Below are 18,221 nucleotides of genomic sequence, written 5' to 3' on the forward strand. Positions count from 1 at the left end.
TTTTTGATAAAAGGTCACCCCATGCAGAAGTCACCGGCATTTGCTGAACTTGAGGCTATTCTTGATAAGAGGATCATGGTTCTCGATGGCGCCATGGGCACCATGATACAGGGGTTTAAGCTGACGGAGGAAGATTACCGGGGTACAGCCTATGCCAATGTCAGCAATGACCTGAAGGGCAATAATGACCTTTTGACCCTCACCAAGCCAGAGGTGATTGAAAGCATACATGATGATTTTCTGGCGGCGGGCTCCGACATACTGGAGACTAACACCTTTAACTCCACCTCGATCGCGCAAGCGGACTACAAGCTGGAAAAGGCGGTCTATGAGCTCAACAAGCAGGGCGCGGCGCTTGCCCGCAAGGCGGCTGACCTCTGGACGGGAAAAACTCCCGAAAAGCCACGCTTCGTGGCGGGTGTCCTGGGGCCGACCAACCGCACGGCATCGATCTCACCAGATGTGAATGATCCGGGCTATCGCAATGTTTCCTTTGATGAATTGGTCGAGGCATATGATGAGGCACTGCGGGGCCTGATTGATGGCGGGGCGCAGATTATCCTGATCGAAACCGTGTTTGACAGCCTCAACTGCAAGGCTGCTATCTATGCGGTTCTGCGCTACTTCGACGAAACAGGTGTTCGCCATCCTGTGATGGTCTCTGGCACGATTACCGATGCTTCCGGCCGGACACTATCGGGTCAGACAGCAGAGGCCTTCTGGGCCTCCATGGCGCATGTGCAACCAATCAGTATCGGATTTAATTGTGCGTTGGGTGCCAAGGACTTACGGCCGCATGTTCAGTCTGTCTCGAACGTTGCGACGGCGCGGGTTAGCGTGCATCCCAATGCCGGCCTTCCCAACGAACTTGGGGACTATGACGACACCCCGGCCTATATGGCTGAACAGCTTGGCGAGTTTGCGAAAAGTGGCCTTGTCAATATTGTCGGCGGGTGCTGCGGTACGCGCCCGGAACATATCGCCGCCATTGCCGAGGCCGTTGCCAATCTTCCACCGCGCAAAATACCCGATCTCGAACCAGTTTGTCGCTTGAGCGGGCTGGAGCCGCTTTATCTGGACGATGTGGCGGGTTTTATCAATGTCGGGGAGCGGACGAATGTTGCCGGTTCTGCCAAGTTCAAGAAACTGGTGATGGAAGGGGATTATGATACAGCCCTCGATATCGCGCGGGAGCAGGTGATTAACGGTGCGCAAATCGTTGATGTAAATATGGATGACGCCATGCTGGATGCGAAATCCGCCATGACTACATTCCTCAACCTCATCGCCTCGGAGCCGGATATCAGCCGGGTGCCGATCATGGTCGACAGTTCCAAATGGGAAGTCTTGCAAGCAGGCCTTAAAACCATTCAGGGCAAGGGCGTCGTCAATTCGATTTCTTTAAAGGAAGGTGAAGAGGAATTTATTGAGCATGCGCGGGAAGTGCGCCGCTTTGGCGCGGCGGCTGTGGTCATGGCATTCGATGAAGATGGGCAGGCGGATAGCAAAGAGCGGATGATTGAGATCTGCACGCGCTGTTATAAGATTTTGACGGAAGTCGTTGATTTTCCTCCAGAAGATATCATTTTTGATCCGAATATTTTCCCCATTGCCACGGGCATTGACGAGCATCGTAACTTTTCTCGCGATTATATTGAGGCAACGCGCGAGCTAAAAGCGACCCTCCCGCATATTCAGATCAGCGGCGGTGTCAGCAACATGTCCTTCTCGCTCCGGGGCAACAACCCCATGCGCGAGGCGATGCATTCCGTTTTCCTCTATCACGCGATCCAGGCGGGCATGGATATGGGCATCGTGAACGCGGGCCAACTTGCCGTCTATTCAGATATCCCCGAAGACCTGCGCGACCGCATTGAGGATGTGGTCTTCAACAAGCGCGAGGACGGGACGGAACGCTTGCTCGAAGTGGCGGAGCAGGCCATCGGCCAGAAGCGGAGCAATGTCATTGATCTTTCCTGGCGCGAAGGAACGGTCGGTGAGCGGCTGACCCACGCGTTGGTGAAAGGCATTTCCGATTATATCATCGACGATACGGAAGAGGCCCGGCTTCAGTTCCCACGGCCCATTCAGGTAATCGAGGGGCCGTTGATGGACGGCATGAATGTGGTTGGTGACCTCTTTGGGTCGGGCAAGATGTTCCTGCCGCAGGTGGTGAAAAGCGCACGCGTCATGAAGCAGGCGGTGGCCCATCTTCTACCCTTTATCGAGGCGGAGAAAGACAAGAGCGGTGAGTCACAGACCAAGGGAAAGGTGCTGATGGCGACGGTCAAGGGTGATGTGCATGATATTGGCAAGAACATCGTCGGCGTCGTCCTGCAATGTAATAATTTCGAGGTGATCGACCTTGGCGTGATGGTGCCGTACTCGAAAATCCTTGAAACAGCGATCTCGGAGAAGGTTGATATTATCGGACTTTCCGGGCTGATCACGCCGTCCCTTGAAGAAATGGCGACAGTTGCCGCAGAAATGCAGCGACAGGGATTTGAACTGCCACTGTTGATCGGCGGGGCGACCACCTCGAAGGTGCATACGGCGCTCAAGATCGCGCCGCAATATGACGGGACGACGATCTATGTGACGGACGCGTCCCGCGCCGTCGGCATCGCCACCAAGCTGACCAGCAACGAGAATAATCAGGAGCTGCGCGACAGCATCAAGGTGGAATATGAACAGGTACGGGAAAATTATCTCAAAAAATCCCGCCCCGATCAGCAATTCACACTGGCAGAAGCGCGCGCAAATGCCGTGCCGATCGACTGGTCAGGGTATCAGCCTCCGGTACCGCCTTTTCCTGGCCTGAATGAGTTCCAGAACATAAACCTGGCGAGTTTGCGCGAGTATATTGACTGGTCACCCTTCTTCCGGACGTGGGAGCTTGCGGGACATTTCCCGAAAATCCTGAAAGATAAGGTTGTCGGGGAAACCGCGACCGAACTTTATAACGATGCGACCGCCATGCTGGATAAGATCATTGATGAAAAATGGCTGACCGCGAAGGCGGTTGTCGGGCTGTTCCCGGCGGCACGGGACGGGGATGACGTGATCGTCTATACGGATGACAGCCGGACTGAGGAAAAACATCGCTTCCACTTCCTGCGGCAACAGATGATGCGGAAAAACGGGCGCGCCAACCACAGCCTTGCGGATTATATCGCACCGGTGGAAAGCGGCCTGAAGGACTATATCGGCGCCTTTGCCGTGACGGCGGGTCTCGGAATTGAGTCAAAGCTTGAAGAATTCAAAAGAACCCATGATGATTACAGCAGTATTATGTTAAAAGCCTTGGCCGATAGACTGGCGGAGGCCATGGCTGAATATATACATCAGCAAACGCGAAAAGAGCTTTGGGCCTATGCCCGCAATGAACAACTCGGCAACGAAGATCTGATCCGCGAAAGCTATCAGGGTATCCGCCCGGCGCCCGGCTATCCGGCCTGCCCGGAGCATTCGGAAAAACGCGGATTGTTCGATCTGTTGGAAGCGGAAAAGCGGGTCGGTATTGAGCTTACCGAAAGTTTTGCCATGATGCCGGCCTCGTCGGTGTCGGGGCTTTATTTCTCCCATCCGGAGGCACGCTATTTCGGGATTGGCAATGTCGGCCGCGATCAGGTGGAGGATTACGCTAAACGCAAGGGAATTTCGCCCGACGCAGCAGAAAGACTGCTGGCCTCAAACCTTGCCTATGAGCGGGTTCGGCGTGCCGGGTAAGTCGCTCTGTTTAATGACGCAAAGTTGATTTTCGTCGGAATGGCGTTGCGGTAATAATACAGTCTATTACCGTCGGAGGATATACATGTACCGTCGTATCGGCCTAGTCGTCATAATCTTGCTCTTTATCGGAGCGGCGAAGGCTTTTGCCTTCGAGGGTGTCAACAAGAGCTTCATTGGCGGGCTTGCCGTTGATGGCTATGACAGCACAGCCTATTTCACGAAGGCCAAACCGGAAGAAGGGGGCGCGGATTTTAGTGTCGAATATAAGGGCGCGACCTGGCGCTTTGCTGACGCGAAAAGTCGTGATCTGTTTGCGGCCAGTCCTTCGGCATACGCCCCTCAATATGGCGGCTATTGCTCCAACCAGATGAGCCTCGGCAATCTCGCCGATACGGACCCGGGCGTTTGGCTGATCTTTGAGGGCAAGCTCTATCTCTTCGGCCATGACGCAGGCCGTATCCGTTGGCGGCAAACGGGCATTGCCGAACGGATCAAGGACGCTGATAAAAACTGGCAAAAATTCCTCGCTAAAGATTAATAAATAATAAATAATACAATCGTATTTTGGCGAAAGAGATAGCGCTGACAGTTTCTCTGTCGGCGGCATACTGATGAAATGAAGAGGCAGGAAATATGAATATTTCACGCAGAGGATTTTTGGCGGCCGCGGGCGTTGCGGCGAGTGCATCTGTTGCGCGAATACCAATAGCCGAAGCTAGTCAGAGAAAAATTTTATATGTCCGCACGCGACAGATCGAAGTCGATGGCAAGGCCGTGACTCGCTATGGCGTCGAACAGGAAAATGGTACATTCGGTCTTTTCCTCGACCCCGGTGATCATTTCGATGTTCAACTCGTGAACGAGCTTTCAGACAGCACCCTCGTTCACTGGCATGGGATGGAAGAGCCCTGGCAGCAGGATGGCGTACCTTATCTCTCCGCCCTTCCAATCGCGCCGGGAAGCAGTGCGAACTACAATTTCGCGGCGAAACCTACCGGCACACGTTGGATGCATTCGCATTTCGGATTGCAGGAGCAGAACCTGCTCGCGTCACCACTGATCATCCGGGATAAAGCAGCGATGCAAGAAAATGCTCAGGAGGTTGTCTTGTTCCTCGAGGATTTTTCATGGACAAGCCCTGAGGAAATTTTCGCAAATTTGCGCAAACCCAAGCCGTTGATGAAAATGGGATCGAAGAGCGATAAGGATACCGGTCCCGATCTGAATGACGTTAAATTCGATGCGTTTCTCGCGAACGACCGCACGCTTGACGATCCGGATGTGATTGCGGTGGAAAAGGGTGGAAGAGTGCGTCTTCGCATTATCAATGCGTCGGCCTCCTCTAACTACACAATCGATCTTGGGTCTCTGGACGGAACATTAGTCGCCGTCGACGGCAATCCGGTAGAACCTTTGATCGGCAAGACCTTCCCGCTCGCCATTGCGCAGCGCGCAGACATCATGCTTGAATTACCATCAGATGGTTCGGCCGCGGCGGTGCTCGCTCATTGCGAAGGGCGGAAAATGCGCTCAGGCATCGTGCTTGCGCCGAAAGGCGCCAGAGTCGAGAAAATTTCGACAGTGACCGATAGCGAGGGGCCGCGTGTCGGGCTTGATCAGGAATTGCTGCTTCGCGCCGCTACTCCGCTTATTCCGCATAAGGTCCAGCGCCGTATTCCGGTGAAATTAACAGGCTCGATGTCGAGTTATATCTGGAGTATGCCAATTGAGGGGCAAGGCGGTATGCCTGCCGTCGTTTCAGAGAAGCAGCGTGTCGAGATCATCATGACCAATGAGACGCCTATGTCCCATCCGATGCATCTGCACGGTCACAGCTTCCAGGTTGTAGAGATCAACGGAAAACGGATCGCGGGCGCCCTTCGTGACACGATCATGGTGCCGCCGAAGACGCAGGTGACGGTCGTTCTCGATACCCTAAACCCCGGACTCTGGGCATTTCATTGTCATAATCTCTATCATCTTGCGGCCGGAATGTTCTCGACCATGGCCTATCGGCATGTTCCGCAAACCACTTAAAATCGTCCACTTCTATTTGCCGTAGCCGCCGCCAGACGGTGTTTGGATAACGAAAATATCGTCTGCTTCCATCTCGGTCTTGTCGCGGCCTTCCAAGGTGTCGATCTCGCCATTCTTGCGGATGACCCATTGCTTGCCGACCTCTCCATCTTCACCACCGTTCAGGCCGAAAGGCGGCACAACACGGTGGCTGGAAAGAAGCGCGGCTGACATCGGTTCATGAAAGCGAAACTTGCGAAGCGTTCCGTCGCCACCTTTATGTGCGCCTTTACCGCCGGAGCCGCGTCTGATCTCGAAGCTTTCCAGCGTCACCGGGAAGCGCCATTCGACTACCTCCGGATCGGTCAGGCGGGAATTAGTCATATGCGTATGCACCGCACTGGTCCCGTCGAAATCAGGGCCCGCGCCGGAACCACCACAGATCGTTTCGTAGTATTGATAGGTTTCGTTGCCGAAGGTAAAATTATTCATTGTCCCTTGCGCGGCAGCCATCACGCCAAGCGCGCCGAACAGACAATCGGTGATGCATTGTGATGTTTCGACGTTGCCCGCAACCACGGCTGCCGGATATTCGGGCGACAGCATGGAGCGGTCGGGTATGATAATCTTCAACGGTTTGAGACAGCCTGCATTCAGCGGAATATCGCTTTCCACCAGGCAACGGAACACATACAACACCGCCGCTGTGGTGACGGCACGCGGTGCGTTATAGTTGGTCGGGTGCTGCCCGCTGGTGCCAGTGAAATCGATGGTGGCCGAACGGGCCGCCTTGTCGATGGAGATATTGACCTTAATCTCATACCCATCATCCATGGGATAAGTGAAGGACCCATCCTTTAGCACATCCAGCACTCGGCGCACGGATTCCTCGGCGTTATCCTGTACGTGGTCCATATAGGCATGGACGACCTCAAGGGAGAAATGATCGACCATCTTGCGCAGTTCCTGAATGCCCTTCTCGCAGGCCGCGATCTGAGCCTTCAGGTCGGCCATATTCTGATCGGTGTTGCGGGACGGATACTTGCCGGATTTAAGGATCTCGACAATCTCGTCTTCAAGCAGCCGTCCGCCATCGACCAGCAACACGTTATCGAGGATGACGCCTTCCTCTTCTACCGTTCGACTGTCGGGCGGCATGGAGCCGGGCGTGGTGCCTCCGATATCCGCATGGTGCCCACGGCTTGCCACGTAAAAGAGGACGTCCTTGCCTGCAAGATCAAAAACGGGCGTGATTACCGTGACATCGGGCAGATGCGTCCCGCCGTTATAAGGCGCATTAAGGACGAAAACATCGCCTGCTTTCATCGTCGATTTATGTTTATTGATCACCGCCTTGATACTCTCTGACATGGAGCCCAGATGCACGGGCATATGGGGCGCATTGGCGATCAGGTCTCCGTTCAACTCAAAGACCGCGCAAGAGAAATCGAGCCGTTCCTTGATATTCACCGAATAGGCCGTTTTTTCCAGCACCGTACCCATCTGTTCGGCGACATTCATGAAGAGATTGTTGAAAATCTCCAGCATGACCGGATCGACTTCCGTGCCGATGGCGAGTTCGCGCTTGAGTTCCTCGACGCGGGTAAGGACGAGATAGCCTCGATCTGTCATTTCCGCCTGCCAACCCGGTTCAATTACATTTGTGCCGGTTTTCTCGACAATGACTGCGGGGCCGTTGATCTTCGAGCCCGAGGGCAAGGCGTCGCGATCATAGAAGGGGCAATCCTGCCAGCTATCCCCGACAAAGATTGCCTCTTGGGCGAGGGGGCCGACGTCCATGTTACCACTCCTTCGGATCGGATCCTCAATCTTGTCGCCGATACCGACTACTTCAACGGCGGCGGCCTCAACGATCATCGCTTTTTCCGGCGTTGTAAAGCCGAAGCGCTGACGATGTGCGGCCTCGAACGCTTTGGTGATCTCATCCAACGGGCCATCATCGACAACCATCGCGGTATCGGAGCCCTGATATTTGATATGGAGCTTGCGTTCGACATCGATGCGGGCCTCTGCCACTCCTTGCGCACGCATTTCCGCCAACCCCTCTGTGGCGAGAGTTTCCAGGGTTATGGCAATGTCGGGAAGGGCCGAGTCTTCCAGCGTCACCTCCATCGCTTTTTCTTTCAACACGCGAAGGTCGGCCAGACCCATCCCGAAGGCGGAAAGAACGCCCGCATAAGGGTGCAACATGATCTTCTTCATACCGAGGCTGTCGGCAACGAGGCAGGCATGCTGGCCACCAGCACCCCCGAAGGAGGTCAGAACATATTCGGAGACGTCATAGCCGCGCTGAACAGAGATTTTCTTGATCGCATTGGCCATATTTTCCACCGCGATAAAGAGAAAGCCGCGCGCGACTTCTTCCGGGCTGCGGTTATCGCCCGTGGCAGCGTTGATTTTCGTGGCCAAGGCTGCGAATTTCTCACGCACTGTCTCCACAGATAACGCCTCATCGGCGTTGGGGCCGAAGACTTTGGGAAAGAATGCCGGGGAAAGCTTGCCGAGCATCACATTGCAATCAGTGACGGTTAGCGGGCCACCCTTGCGATAGCAGGCAGGGCCGGGATTGGCCCCCGCGCTGTCCGGGCCGACCTTATATCTTGCACCATCGAAATGCAGGATTGAACCACCGCCTGCTGCCACCGTATGGATCAGCATCATTGGCGCACGCATGCGCACTCCTGCAACCTCCGTCTCGAAAGTGCGTTCATACTCGCCACCATAATGGGAAACGTCGGTCGACGTGCCGCCCATATCGAAACCGATGACTTTTTCAAACCCGGCCATGGCGCTGGTCTGTACCATGCCAACCACACCGCCCGCTGGACCAGAGAGAATGGCGTCTTTCCCATGGAAAAACCGCGCATCCGTCAGCCCACCATTCGATTGCATGAACATCAGGCGGGTTTCGCCTAGTTCGGATGCAACTCGGTCAACATAGCGGCGTAAGATGGGGGAGAGATAGGCATCTACCACGGTGGTGTCACCACGGCTGACCAATTTCATCAGCGGGCTGGTTTCATGACTGGTTGAGATTTGGGTGAAGCCAATGCCCCTAGCGATTTCGGCGACAGCTTTCTCATGATCCGGATAACGGTACCCGTGCATGAAGACAATGGCACAGGTACGCAGACCCGCATCATATGCTTCTTGCAGCTTGGCGCGCGCGTCGACTGTGTCGAGAGGTCGGATCATCTCGCCGGTTGCGCCGACGCGCTCCTTCACCTCAATAACGCGGCTATAGAGCATTTCCGGTAGCTCGATATGCAGTGCAAAGAGCTTGGGGCGCGTCTGATAGCCGATCCGGAGGGCATCTCGGAACCCCTCCGTTGTGATTAGTGCCAGCGGTTCGCCCTTGCGCTCCAGCAATGCGTTGGTGGCGACGGTTGTTCCCATCTTGACCGCTTCGATCTGTGATGCAGGTATATCTTCGGTTTTGCCGAGGCCGAGCAGGTCACGGATACCCTGCAGCGCGGCATCTTCATACTGCTCCGGGTTTTCGCTCAGTAACTTGTGGGTAACGATGCTGCCATCGGGTCGGCGCGCAACCAAATCGGTAAAGGTGCCGCCGCGATCGACCCAGAACTGCCATTCTTTCGTTGCCGCATCATTCATGTTTTTAGCCATAATTTCTCTCAAGTTTAGCAGAAAAGACCCTCTGTCGCGCCGCCGGGTTACAAGAATCCTTATCATCAGGCACGGGCGCAGGTAAAGCCATATTGCCAAATGTTCTTTCTGCTTTCACGAATTCGCACCGCCACGCGTTTGTGAGACATGTAGACAACAGGAAAGTAGTAGAAGATGACGGCGGATGACCCTCTCGAAAATTATGTTCCCTTATCCAGGTCGCCGATCTGGGATCTGGTGCGAAGTTATTATGGTACCTTGGGCACAGAGGCATGGGAGCCGGGAAGGGTGCCCAACTACGTGACGACAAACCCGTTTATCGGACGCGCCTACGCTAAAGTCATTCGCGGTTTTCTTGATGATTTCGGGCAAAGCGGGACGACCCGTGCACGCCGGGAGCCGCATTACATCCTGGAACTTGGTGCAGGTACGGGACGCTTCGCGTATGGTTTCTTGCTGCATTTCTTTTCAGCAGAGGAATTGGCCGTCGCAAAAAAACGGAATGTCGTCTATGTGATGACAGAAGTAAGTAAGGCCGCCATTGATTTTTGGCGGCGGCACCCGCAGCTTAAACCCTTTATCGATCAGGGGATTCTCGATTTTGCCTATCTAGATGTCCTGAAAGACGATCCGATCCGGCTTCTAATCTCGGGTCAGGAACTAACACCGGGCAGTCTTTCCAATCCTCTCTCTGTAATCGCAAATTATGTGCTCGATAGCTTGCCGCATGATTTTTACTGTGTGAAGGACAAAAAATTATTTGAAAGACGTGTCTGCCATCGGATTGAAACGGACAGCGATGAAATAGAGGACATTATCCGTCATACGGAATTCAATTATCAGGAAGAGCCCGCGCCAGTAAAGATATATGAGAATGAGGACTGGAACCGTACACTTGGGAAATATCGGAGGATGCAGGGAGAATTGAATTTCTCTCTTCCCGTCGGAGGCTTTCGTATGATTGATCGGCTGGCGGCACTTACAACAGGCGCGACGTTTATGCTCACCGGTGATTTCGGAGTAACGGCGCTCTCCGATTTGTGGGATTTACCGCCGCGCCGAGTTGCCCGCAATGGCGTGTTCAGTATGCATGTCAATTATCATGCGCTTCGTGAATATGTCGGGATGCGCAAAGGTCGGTTTCTCTCTCCCGATCACTCGAAATCTTCATTGGAAATGGCGGGCGTGCTGATGAATCCTGGGCGGCGAAAGGCCCGGCATCTAACGCATCAATTCAATACCCATATTCGCGACACCGGGCCCGATGAATTCTTCATGCTGAAAAAAATTGCGGAGAAAAACTTCGCAGATTACAGCTTGCCGCAAATACTTGCACTAATGCGCATAAGCTGCGGCGATATAAAGATTTTCCGTGGTTGTGTTGGTGCGCTGAGAAAGACATTGCCCACGGCAAGTGCACATCAGAAAAAGTCAGTTGTCGACGCTCTGAAAAGAGTTGATAAGGCACATTTTAGATGTGATTCAAACCCCGATCCCGCGATTACTATTATCCATCTGATGGAAGAAGCCGGGGCGCCGGACGAGGCAATGGAAATTCTTGAGCGAAATCGGCTGTTTCTGAACGCAACATCTGAGGGAGTATTTCTGGTTGTAAATTTGTTGATGAAGGCAGGACGCCATAAGGAGGCACTTGAGCCATTGAAAAGTTTGCTTGTGAGGGAGCCAGATAATCGCAAGGCACATCATTTATTCGGCCGTGTCGTAGAAGAAATAGAGGCAAAGAGTATGCCGTGTCGCAAGACGATTTTTGCGGTGAAATGAGCGAGAGTAAGAAAATTTAAACTCTATGTCGTTAATGATATGCTATTCCTAGTATATATTTTTAAACGACATTGAGACAGGACCCATGGCGCATAAAGGCATTATTCTCGCGGGCGGTACAGGCAGCCGGCTTCATCCCTTGACGTTGGGTGTCAGTAAACAGCTGATGCCGATTTACGACAAGCCGATGATCTATTATCCGTTGACGACGCTGATGCTGGCGGATATTCGGGATATCCTCATTATCACCACGCCGGAAGAGCAGGATGTGTTTATTCGCGTGTTGGGCGATGGTGCACGCTGGGGCTTGAATATTTCGTATGCGGCGCAGCCATCGCCGGATGGTCTGGCTCAGGCATTTATTATTGGTGCTGATCATATCGGCGACGATCATTCCGCTCTGATTCTCGGCGATAATATTTTTTACGCCAACCGTTTCAGCCAACTCCTGCAGAGTGCAAAAGGTCGGGAAGTTGGCGCGACCATTTTCGGCTATCATGTCTCGGACCCGACAGCTTATGGCGTCGCCGAATTTGATCAGACTGGTAAGGTCATCGGGGTTGAGGAAAAGCCGAAAAATCCGAAATCGAACTTCGCCATTACCGGGCTCTATTTCTATGATAATCAGGTGATCGATTTTGCCAAGCATCTGAAACCGAGTGCGCGGGGTGAGCTGGAAATCACCGATCTCAACCGTCTCTATCTCGATCAGGGGGAGCTCAGCATGGAATTGCTGGGCCGGGGTAGTGCCTGGCTCGATACCGGCACACATGACAATCTGCTGGAAGCGTCTCACTTCGTACAGACGATTGAAAAGCGGCAGGGCCTCAAAATTGCCTGTCCGGAGGAAATCGCCTATCAGAAGAAATTCATCACGGCGGACGAACTCGCCGCCCTCGCCGAACCGCTCAGGAAGAGCGGCTATGGCGAGTATTTGCTCGATCTTATCAAATAAATTCTAGATAACGCCGCGCTCTACAAGCGTGGCAACGATCTGGTCGGCGGAGTCTTCAGGGCTCTGCCTACTGCCATCGATGACAATTTCCGCATTCTCCGGCCGTTCATAATCCGAAGAGATACCGGTGAAATTCTTGATTTCGCCTGCTCGCGCCTTCTTATACAGGCCTTTTATGTCGCGCGCCTCGCAGATTTCCAGCGGCGTATCAACGAAGACTTCAAGAAACTCTCCATCCTCCAACAGGCCGCGCGCCATCTGTCGTTCGCTTCTAAAGGGAGAGATGAAGGAAACGAGGGTAATCAACCCCGCATCGACCATGAGCTTCGCCGTTTCGCCAACACGGCGGATATTCTCAACCCTGTCCGCATCAGTGAAGCCGAGATCCTTGTTCAGCCCGTGACGCACGTTATCGCCGTCCAGCAAATAGGTGTGCTTATCCATGGCATGAAGCTTTTTCTCGACGAGATTGGCGATCGTTGATTTGCCTGATCCGGAAAGTCCCGTAAACCAGAGAACAGAGGCTTTCTGTCTCTTCTGTTCAGCGCGGGCCTCTTTATGAATATCCACTGATTGCCAATGGATATTTTCTGCCCGGCGGAGCGCAAATTCGATCATCCCGGCGGCGACCGTCGCGTTGGTGAAGCGATCAATGAGGATAAAAGAGCCGGTTCCCGGATTTTCTGCATATGGATCGAAGGAAATGGCTTTATCCAGTGACAGATTACACACGCCAATTTCGTTGAGTTCAAGTTTTTTGGACGCCATCTGCTCCATGGTGTTGACGTTGACTGTGTATTTAAGATTGCTGACCCGCGCGGCGGTCGTTCCGGTGCCGAGTTTCAGAAGATAGGTCCGGCTTGGCAGCATCGAATCGCTGCTCATCCAGACGATCTTGGCCTCGAATTGGTCGGCGGTTGCTGGGCGGTCTTTCGTGGCACAAAGGATATCGCCGCGACTGATGTCGATCTCGTCTTCAAGGGTGAGGGTGACAGCCTGTCCAGCAATGGCCTCCTCAAGGTCACCGTCGAAGGTGACGATACGAGAAATCCGGCTGCTCCGTCCTGACGCGGGCTCGACGATTTCATCCCCGACATGGATCGTTCCGCTGGCGATAGTGCCGGAGAAGCCCCGGAAATCAAGGTTCGGCCGATTGACCCACTGCACGGGCATCCGGAACGGGCGGGAGAGGTCCTCTGCACCGATCTCAACGCCTTCCAGGTGCGCTAACACGCTAGGCCCGCTGTACCAAGCCATGGCCTCGCTTGCGCCGATCATGTTGTCGCCTTTCAGCGCCGAGACGGGAATCGGGGTAATTTGTTCGAAATTGAGTTGCTCCGCGAATTTGAGGTAATCACTGCGGATTTGTTCGAATACCTCTTCACTATAGTCAACCAGGTCCATCTTGTTGATCGCCAGCACGACTTTCTTGATGCCGAGCAGGTTAACCAGATAGCTGTGCCGCATTGTTTGGATCAGCACGCCTTTGCGGGCATCGATCAGGATAACGGCGAGGTCGGCGGTTGACGCGCCGGTTACCATATTTCGGGTGTATTGCTCATGTCCGGGGGTGTCGGCGACGATGAATTTGCGCTTGTCGGTCGCAAAAAAACGATAGGCAACGTCAATGGTGATGCCCTGTTCGCGCTCCGCCTGTAACCCATCTAGGAGGAGGGCGTAGTCAATCTCGCCATTCTGCGTGCCGACGCGTTTGCTCTCGGCGGTGAGGGTCGCGAGTTGATCCTCGAACAACAGCTTCGAATCCCACAGAAGGCGACCGATAAAGGTACTCTTGCCGTCATCAACGCTGCCGCAAGTAATAAAGCGGAGGAGGTTTTTCTGTTCCTGCGTCTTGAGATAGGCGTCGATTTCCGCTGTTGCGGTGTCGGTTTTCTGATCCATCAGAAATACCCCTCTTGCTTTTTCTTCTCCATCGACCCGGCCTGATCCTTGTCGATCTGCCGTCCCTGTCGCTCCGATGTGCGGGCGACGAGCATTTCCTGAATAATCTCGGGCAGGGTGGCGGCGGTCGATTCAATCGCACCGGTGAGCGGATAGCAACCTAGCGTGCGGAAGCGGACTGATTTCATCATCGGTGTTTCGCCCTCATTCAAAGGCATCCGGTCGTCATCGACCATAATCAGCATCCCCTCGCGCTCTACCACCGGGCGTTCGGCGGCGAAATAGAGCGGCACAATGGGAATATCCTCCATATAGATATATTGCCAGATATCGAGTTCGGTCCAGTTGGAGAGGGGGAAGGCTCTGATGCTCTCCCCTTTGCGGACCCGACCGTTATAAATATTCCAAAGCTCGGGGCGCTGGTTTTTCGGATCCCAGCGATGCGCCTCATTGCGAAAAGAGAAGACCCGCTCTTTCGCGCGGCTTGCCTCCTCATCCCGGCGGGCGCCGCCAAAAGCTGCATCGAACTTGTACTGATCGAGTGCTTGTTTCAGAGCCTCCGTCTTCATGATGTCGGTATGAAGCGCCGAGCCATGGGTAAAGGGACCGACCCCCTGCTTGACGCCTTCAGGGTTGATATGCACCAACAATTCGAGACCGTAATCCTTCACGATGGTATCGCGGAAATGGATCATCTCGCGGAATTTCCAGGTAGTGTCCACATGCAGGAGTGGAAAAGGAATGGGTGATGGAAAAAAGGCCTTCCGCGCAAGATGCAGCAGCACCGCAGAATCCTTGCCGATGGAATACAGCATGACTGGCCGTTCAAACTCCGCGGCGACTTCCCGGAAGATATGAATGCTTTCTGCTTCCAGCTGGCGTAAATGGGTCAACCGCGATGTACTCATAATGTCGTCTCTTGTTCCAGTATCCGGGCGCTCCTGCGCCGTTATGCACAAGGGCTTATATAATATCGAGAGTTGCCACAAGAAGAAACAACCCTATTTAACTATAAAATTATGTAAAATATATCATTTTGCATAAATTTACCGTGTAAATATGAACATAGGATCTCTTATACCCTGTTGCAATATGGGAAAATGCGGTTGTCGGCGCGTCACCATGGCCGGGATGATGGAAAATACGCGAAGGAAATCAATTGAATGCGGTGGCTTTGCGCATTATTGTCTGGGACAGAATTGACTGACGAAAGTTCCGTATGGAGATTAATAAGGATTTCAGCTACACCGAGGCCTTTATTGCCTGCCCGGAATGCGACCTCATTCATTCTACTCCAAAGATCAGGGAGGGGGAGCAGGGACGTTGCATCCGGTGCGGCGCATTACTTTTCGTCCGCCATAAAAACAGTCTCAACCGCTCGTTGGCCTTTGCACTCACCGGGTTAATGTTCTTTATTCTAGCGAACCTGTTTCCGCTGCTCACTTTTCAGATGGAAGGGCAGTCAGAATCGAACCGGTTGATTGATGGCGCGATTGCTTTTTGGAACGCAGGGTATTGGGAGCTAGGTATTGTCGTCTTTATTTCCAGTGTTGTGGCGCCGCTCGCGGTCCTGCTTGTTCTGATCACATTGCTGCTGCCGATGCAGCTGGGCCGCTCCCCGTTCAGTCCACAATTTCAGGTTCGGCTGCTAAGTCATCTGAAACCCTGGGCAATGTCGGAAATTTTCATTCTTGGTATTATAGTCGCCTTTGTGAAGTTGCAGGATTTTGCGGATGTGAGTGTCGGGTTATCGCTTGTTGCCTTCGTCCTGATGGTGGCGGCGACGGTCATGGCCTATCTCACCCTTGATGAAGGGGCGCTCTGGAGCCGATTGAAGGAGATCCGTGCATGACCGCGCCGGTAACTGCACAATCGATCGGCGCTATTTCCTGCCATGTTTGCGGGTTGCTGGTATCGAAGCGGTTTATTGCGGAGCATAGGGCCGATTGCCCGCGCTGCGACGCGGCGCTGCATAGTCGTAAAATCAATAGCCTGAACCGCACCTGGGCGTTGTTGATTGCGGCGGCGATCCTTTATATCCCGGCCAATGTCTATCCGGTCCTGACACTTATTTCATTCGGTCGGTCGACAACGAATACAATTATGGGTGGGGTGATTGAACTGGCGCAGTCCGGACAAGCGGTTATTGCTGTGATCGTTTTTGTTGCCAGTGTCTTCGTCCCCATCTTTAAAATTGCCGCTTTACTTTTTCTGGTAGTTTCGGTGCAATTAGGGTTAAAAGTACAACGACGCAAGCGGGCGCTTCTCTATCGCTTTACTGAGTTTATCGGTCGGTGGTCTATGATTGACATCTTCATGATCTCAATTCTGATAGGGCTGGTGAAGTTGCAGGCGCTGGCGACGGTAACGGCGGGACCCGGTGCCATTGCTTTTGCCGCCGTGGTGATTATTACGATGTTCGCGGCCATGTCCTTTGATCCGCGTTTGATTTGGGATGACGAGGGGAATGACAATGACGGATGATAGCGAGCAGAAACTGCCCGACGCAAAGGTCCGCCGAGGCTATGGGAGCCTGATGAGCATCTGGATTGTTCCAGCAATAGCCCTTGCCGTGGCTGCCTATCTGATTTTTCAGGCGCTGTCGGAGCGGGGAACGGAAATATCCATCACCTTCGATAATGCCGAGGGTATGGTGCCGGGCAAAACGCAGCTGAAATACAAGGACGTTAACATCGGGACACTGAAACGGGTTGATATTCTCGACGATGACGAGGGCGTGTCGATGGTCATTGATACGACCCGGGTGGCGGACAAATACCTGACCGATACGGCACGTTTCTGGATTGTGGCCCCGGCCATCGGCTTTCAAGGAATTACCGGTCTTCAGACCCTTCTCTCTGGTTCCTTCATCGAGATAGATCCGGGCAAAGGCGGAGACCGGGAAACCAAGTTCAAGGGACTTAGTACACCGCCGGTTATCACGTCGAACGACAAGGGAACAGAATATCTTCTTTCCACGGAGAAGCTGAGCAATATCAACCGTGGGACGCCGATTATCTATAAGGGACTGCAGGTTGGCAGTGTCCTGGGGTACCGTTTGGCAGAAGATAAAAGTGCCATCGATGTCTATGCTTTTGTGAAGGCACCCTATGACGATCTGGTGCTTGAGGGGACAAATTTCTGGAATGCGGGCGGCATCAACGTCTCTGTTTCCACGTCCGGAATTGAACTTGGCGCGAACTCATTGCAAGCCCTCGTTGCAGGGGCAATCGAGTTTGCCACACCGGAAATCTACCAGAGTACCTTTAAGGCGGAATCCCGCTACCAGTTCAAGCTCTACGACAATCAACAGGCGAAGGACGATGCCCGCTTTACCGAGAAAGTCGTTTATGTGCTTTATTTTGATGGATCCGTCAGCGGCCTCTCCGTTGGCGCAAATGTTGAGTTCAAGGGAATCAAGGTTGGCAGTGTCCGCGATATCAGTCTGGAAATCGACGAGGCGAACCAGAAATACTATATTCCGGTGCAGATCGATATAGAGCCTCAGCGAATAAAACTGACTGATGACGGTAAGAAAATCCGGTCGGTTTTGGAAACACGTGAGCTGCGCCAGAAAATCATCAAGGATTTGATCCAGCGCGGATTGAAAGCGAAGCTAAAAAATTCCAACTTCCTGACGGGTGCGCTTATCGTTGATCTCGACCTAATTCCGGATAAACCGGCGGTGTATGTGTCTTCCAGTGGCCGCGTTCCCGAAATCCCGACGGTACCGGCGGATTTGGAAGAAATCACGTCTTCTGTTGCTCAACTGATGGCGAAGCTCGACAAGCTACCCATTGAGCGGCTCGGTAAAAGCTTGACCGGTACAGTGGAGGGGTTGGATAAATTCATTAATTCTGGAGAATTGCAAAAAACCATCGAGGAATATCGCAAGCTCGCGGTTTCTGTTCGGGTGGTGGCACAGAATATTGACACCAAGACGCTGCCCAATATTGGAAAGACAATCGATGATGTGCGCGTGGCGATCAACAAGATTGACGAGACGCTGGCCTCGGCGGAAACAATGTTCAGCTCCGTCAACGGGCTGATTGCCGATGGCTCCCCGTTTAAATATGATCTGATGAATATGCTGCAGGAGCTGTCAGCGGCAAGCCGAGCTGTCCGCAGTCTTGCCGACTTCCTGGAACGAAACCCGAGTTCCCTGATCAGTGGAAAGAGATAAGAT

Annotated in this window: 11 protein-coding genes; 8 read left to right on the forward strand and 3 right to left on the reverse strand. The window is 53.3% G+C overall.

Features of this window, described 5'->3' with window-relative positions; genetic code table 11:
* The first annotated feature begins 21 nt into the window (after nt 1–21).
* From metH to LKE13_RS12835, 3 genes are all read left to right on the forward strand, one after another.
* Nucleotides 22–3,729 carry a methionine synthase gene (gene metH, locus LKE13_RS12825; RefSeq protein WP_227951768.1) on the forward strand — a complete coding sequence of 1,236 codons (3,708 nt, stop codon included), beginning with the start codon at nt 22–24 and terminating at the stop codon, nt 3,727–3,729.
* Nucleotides 3,730–3,814: 85 nt separating this feature from the next.
* A complete protein-coding gene (locus LKE13_RS12830; RefSeq protein ID WP_227951769.1) occupies nt 3,815–4,270 on the forward strand; it encodes a YHS domain-containing (seleno)protein in 456 nt (151 codons plus the stop codon).
* A 95-nt stretch (nt 4,271–4,365) separates the two neighbouring features.
* A complete protein-coding gene (locus tag LKE13_RS12835) occupies nt 4,366–5,769 on the forward strand; it encodes a multicopper oxidase family protein (RefSeq protein WP_227951770.1) in 1,404 nt (467 codons plus the stop codon).
* 12 nt (nt 5,770–5,781) lie between these two features.
* On the opposite strand, the gene LKE13_RS12840 is transcribed toward LKE13_RS12835, so the two are convergent.
* A complete protein-coding gene (locus tag LKE13_RS12840; protein ID WP_227951771.1) occupies nt 5,782–9,396 on the reverse strand; it encodes a hydantoinase B/oxoprolinase family protein in 3,615 nt (1,204 codons plus the stop codon).
* A gap of 174 nt (nt 9,397–9,570) precedes the next feature.
* Here LKE13_RS12840 and LKE13_RS12845 point away from each other — a divergent pair, with 174 nt between their 5' ends.
* Both LKE13_RS12845 and rfbA read left to right on the forward strand, forming a co-directional pair.
* Nucleotides 9,571–11,178 carry an SAM-dependent methyltransferase gene (locus tag LKE13_RS12845; protein WP_227951772.1) on the forward strand — a complete coding sequence of 536 codons (1,608 nt, stop codon included), beginning with the start codon at nt 9,571–9,573 and terminating at the stop codon, nt 11,176–11,178.
* A gap of 85 nt (nt 11,179–11,263) precedes the next feature.
* Nucleotides 11,264–12,133, forward strand: coding sequence for a glucose-1-phosphate thymidylyltransferase RfbA (gene rfbA, locus LKE13_RS12850; protein ID WP_227951773.1), 870 nt, complete (start codon nt 11,264–11,266; stop codon nt 12,131–12,133).
* Nucleotides 12,134–12,136: 3 nt separating this feature from the next.
* On the opposite strand, the gene cysN is transcribed toward rfbA, so the two are convergent.
* On the reverse strand, nt 12,137–14,035 hold the full coding sequence (gene cysN, locus LKE13_RS12855; RefSeq protein ID WP_227951774.1) for a sulfate adenylyltransferase subunit CysN: 1,899 nt from the start codon (nt 14,033–14,035) through the stop codon (nt 12,137–12,139).
* On the reverse strand, nt 14,035–14,988 hold the full coding sequence (cysD, locus tag LKE13_RS12860; protein ID WP_415776534.1) for a sulfate adenylyltransferase subunit CysD: 954 nt from the start codon (nt 14,986–14,988) through the stop codon (nt 14,035–14,037). The genes cysN and cysD overlap by 1 nt, the downstream gene beginning before the upstream one ends.
* Nucleotides 14,989–15,254: 266 nt before the next feature.
* Here cysD and LKE13_RS12865 point away from each other — a divergent pair, with 266 nt between their 5' ends.
* From LKE13_RS12865 to LKE13_RS12875, 3 genes are read left to right on the forward strand one after another with little or no spacing between them, the layout of a single operon-like run.
* Nucleotides 15,255–15,887, forward strand: a complete 633-nt coding sequence (locus tag LKE13_RS12865; RefSeq protein WP_227951776.1) for a paraquat-inducible protein A — start codon at nt 15,255–15,257, stop codon at nt 15,885–15,887.
* On the forward strand, nt 15,884–16,519 hold the full coding sequence (locus LKE13_RS12870; RefSeq protein WP_227951777.1) for a paraquat-inducible protein A: 636 nt from the start codon (nt 15,884–15,886) through the stop codon (nt 16,517–16,519). Before LKE13_RS12865 ends, LKE13_RS12870 begins: the two co-directional genes overlap by 4 nt.
* On the forward strand, nt 16,509–18,218 hold the full coding sequence (locus LKE13_RS12875) for an intermembrane transport protein PqiB (protein ID WP_227951778.1): 1,710 nt from the start codon (nt 16,509–16,511) through the stop codon (nt 18,216–18,218). The genes LKE13_RS12870 and LKE13_RS12875 overlap by 11 nt, the downstream gene beginning before the upstream one ends.
* Nucleotides 18,219–18,221: the final 3 nt, after the last annotated feature.

It is taken from the genome of Sneathiella sp. HT1-7 (assembly GCF_020731145.1).
In the GTDB taxonomy this organism is placed as follows: domain Bacteria; phylum Pseudomonadota; class Alphaproteobacteria; order Sneathiellales; family Sneathiellaceae; genus Sneathiella.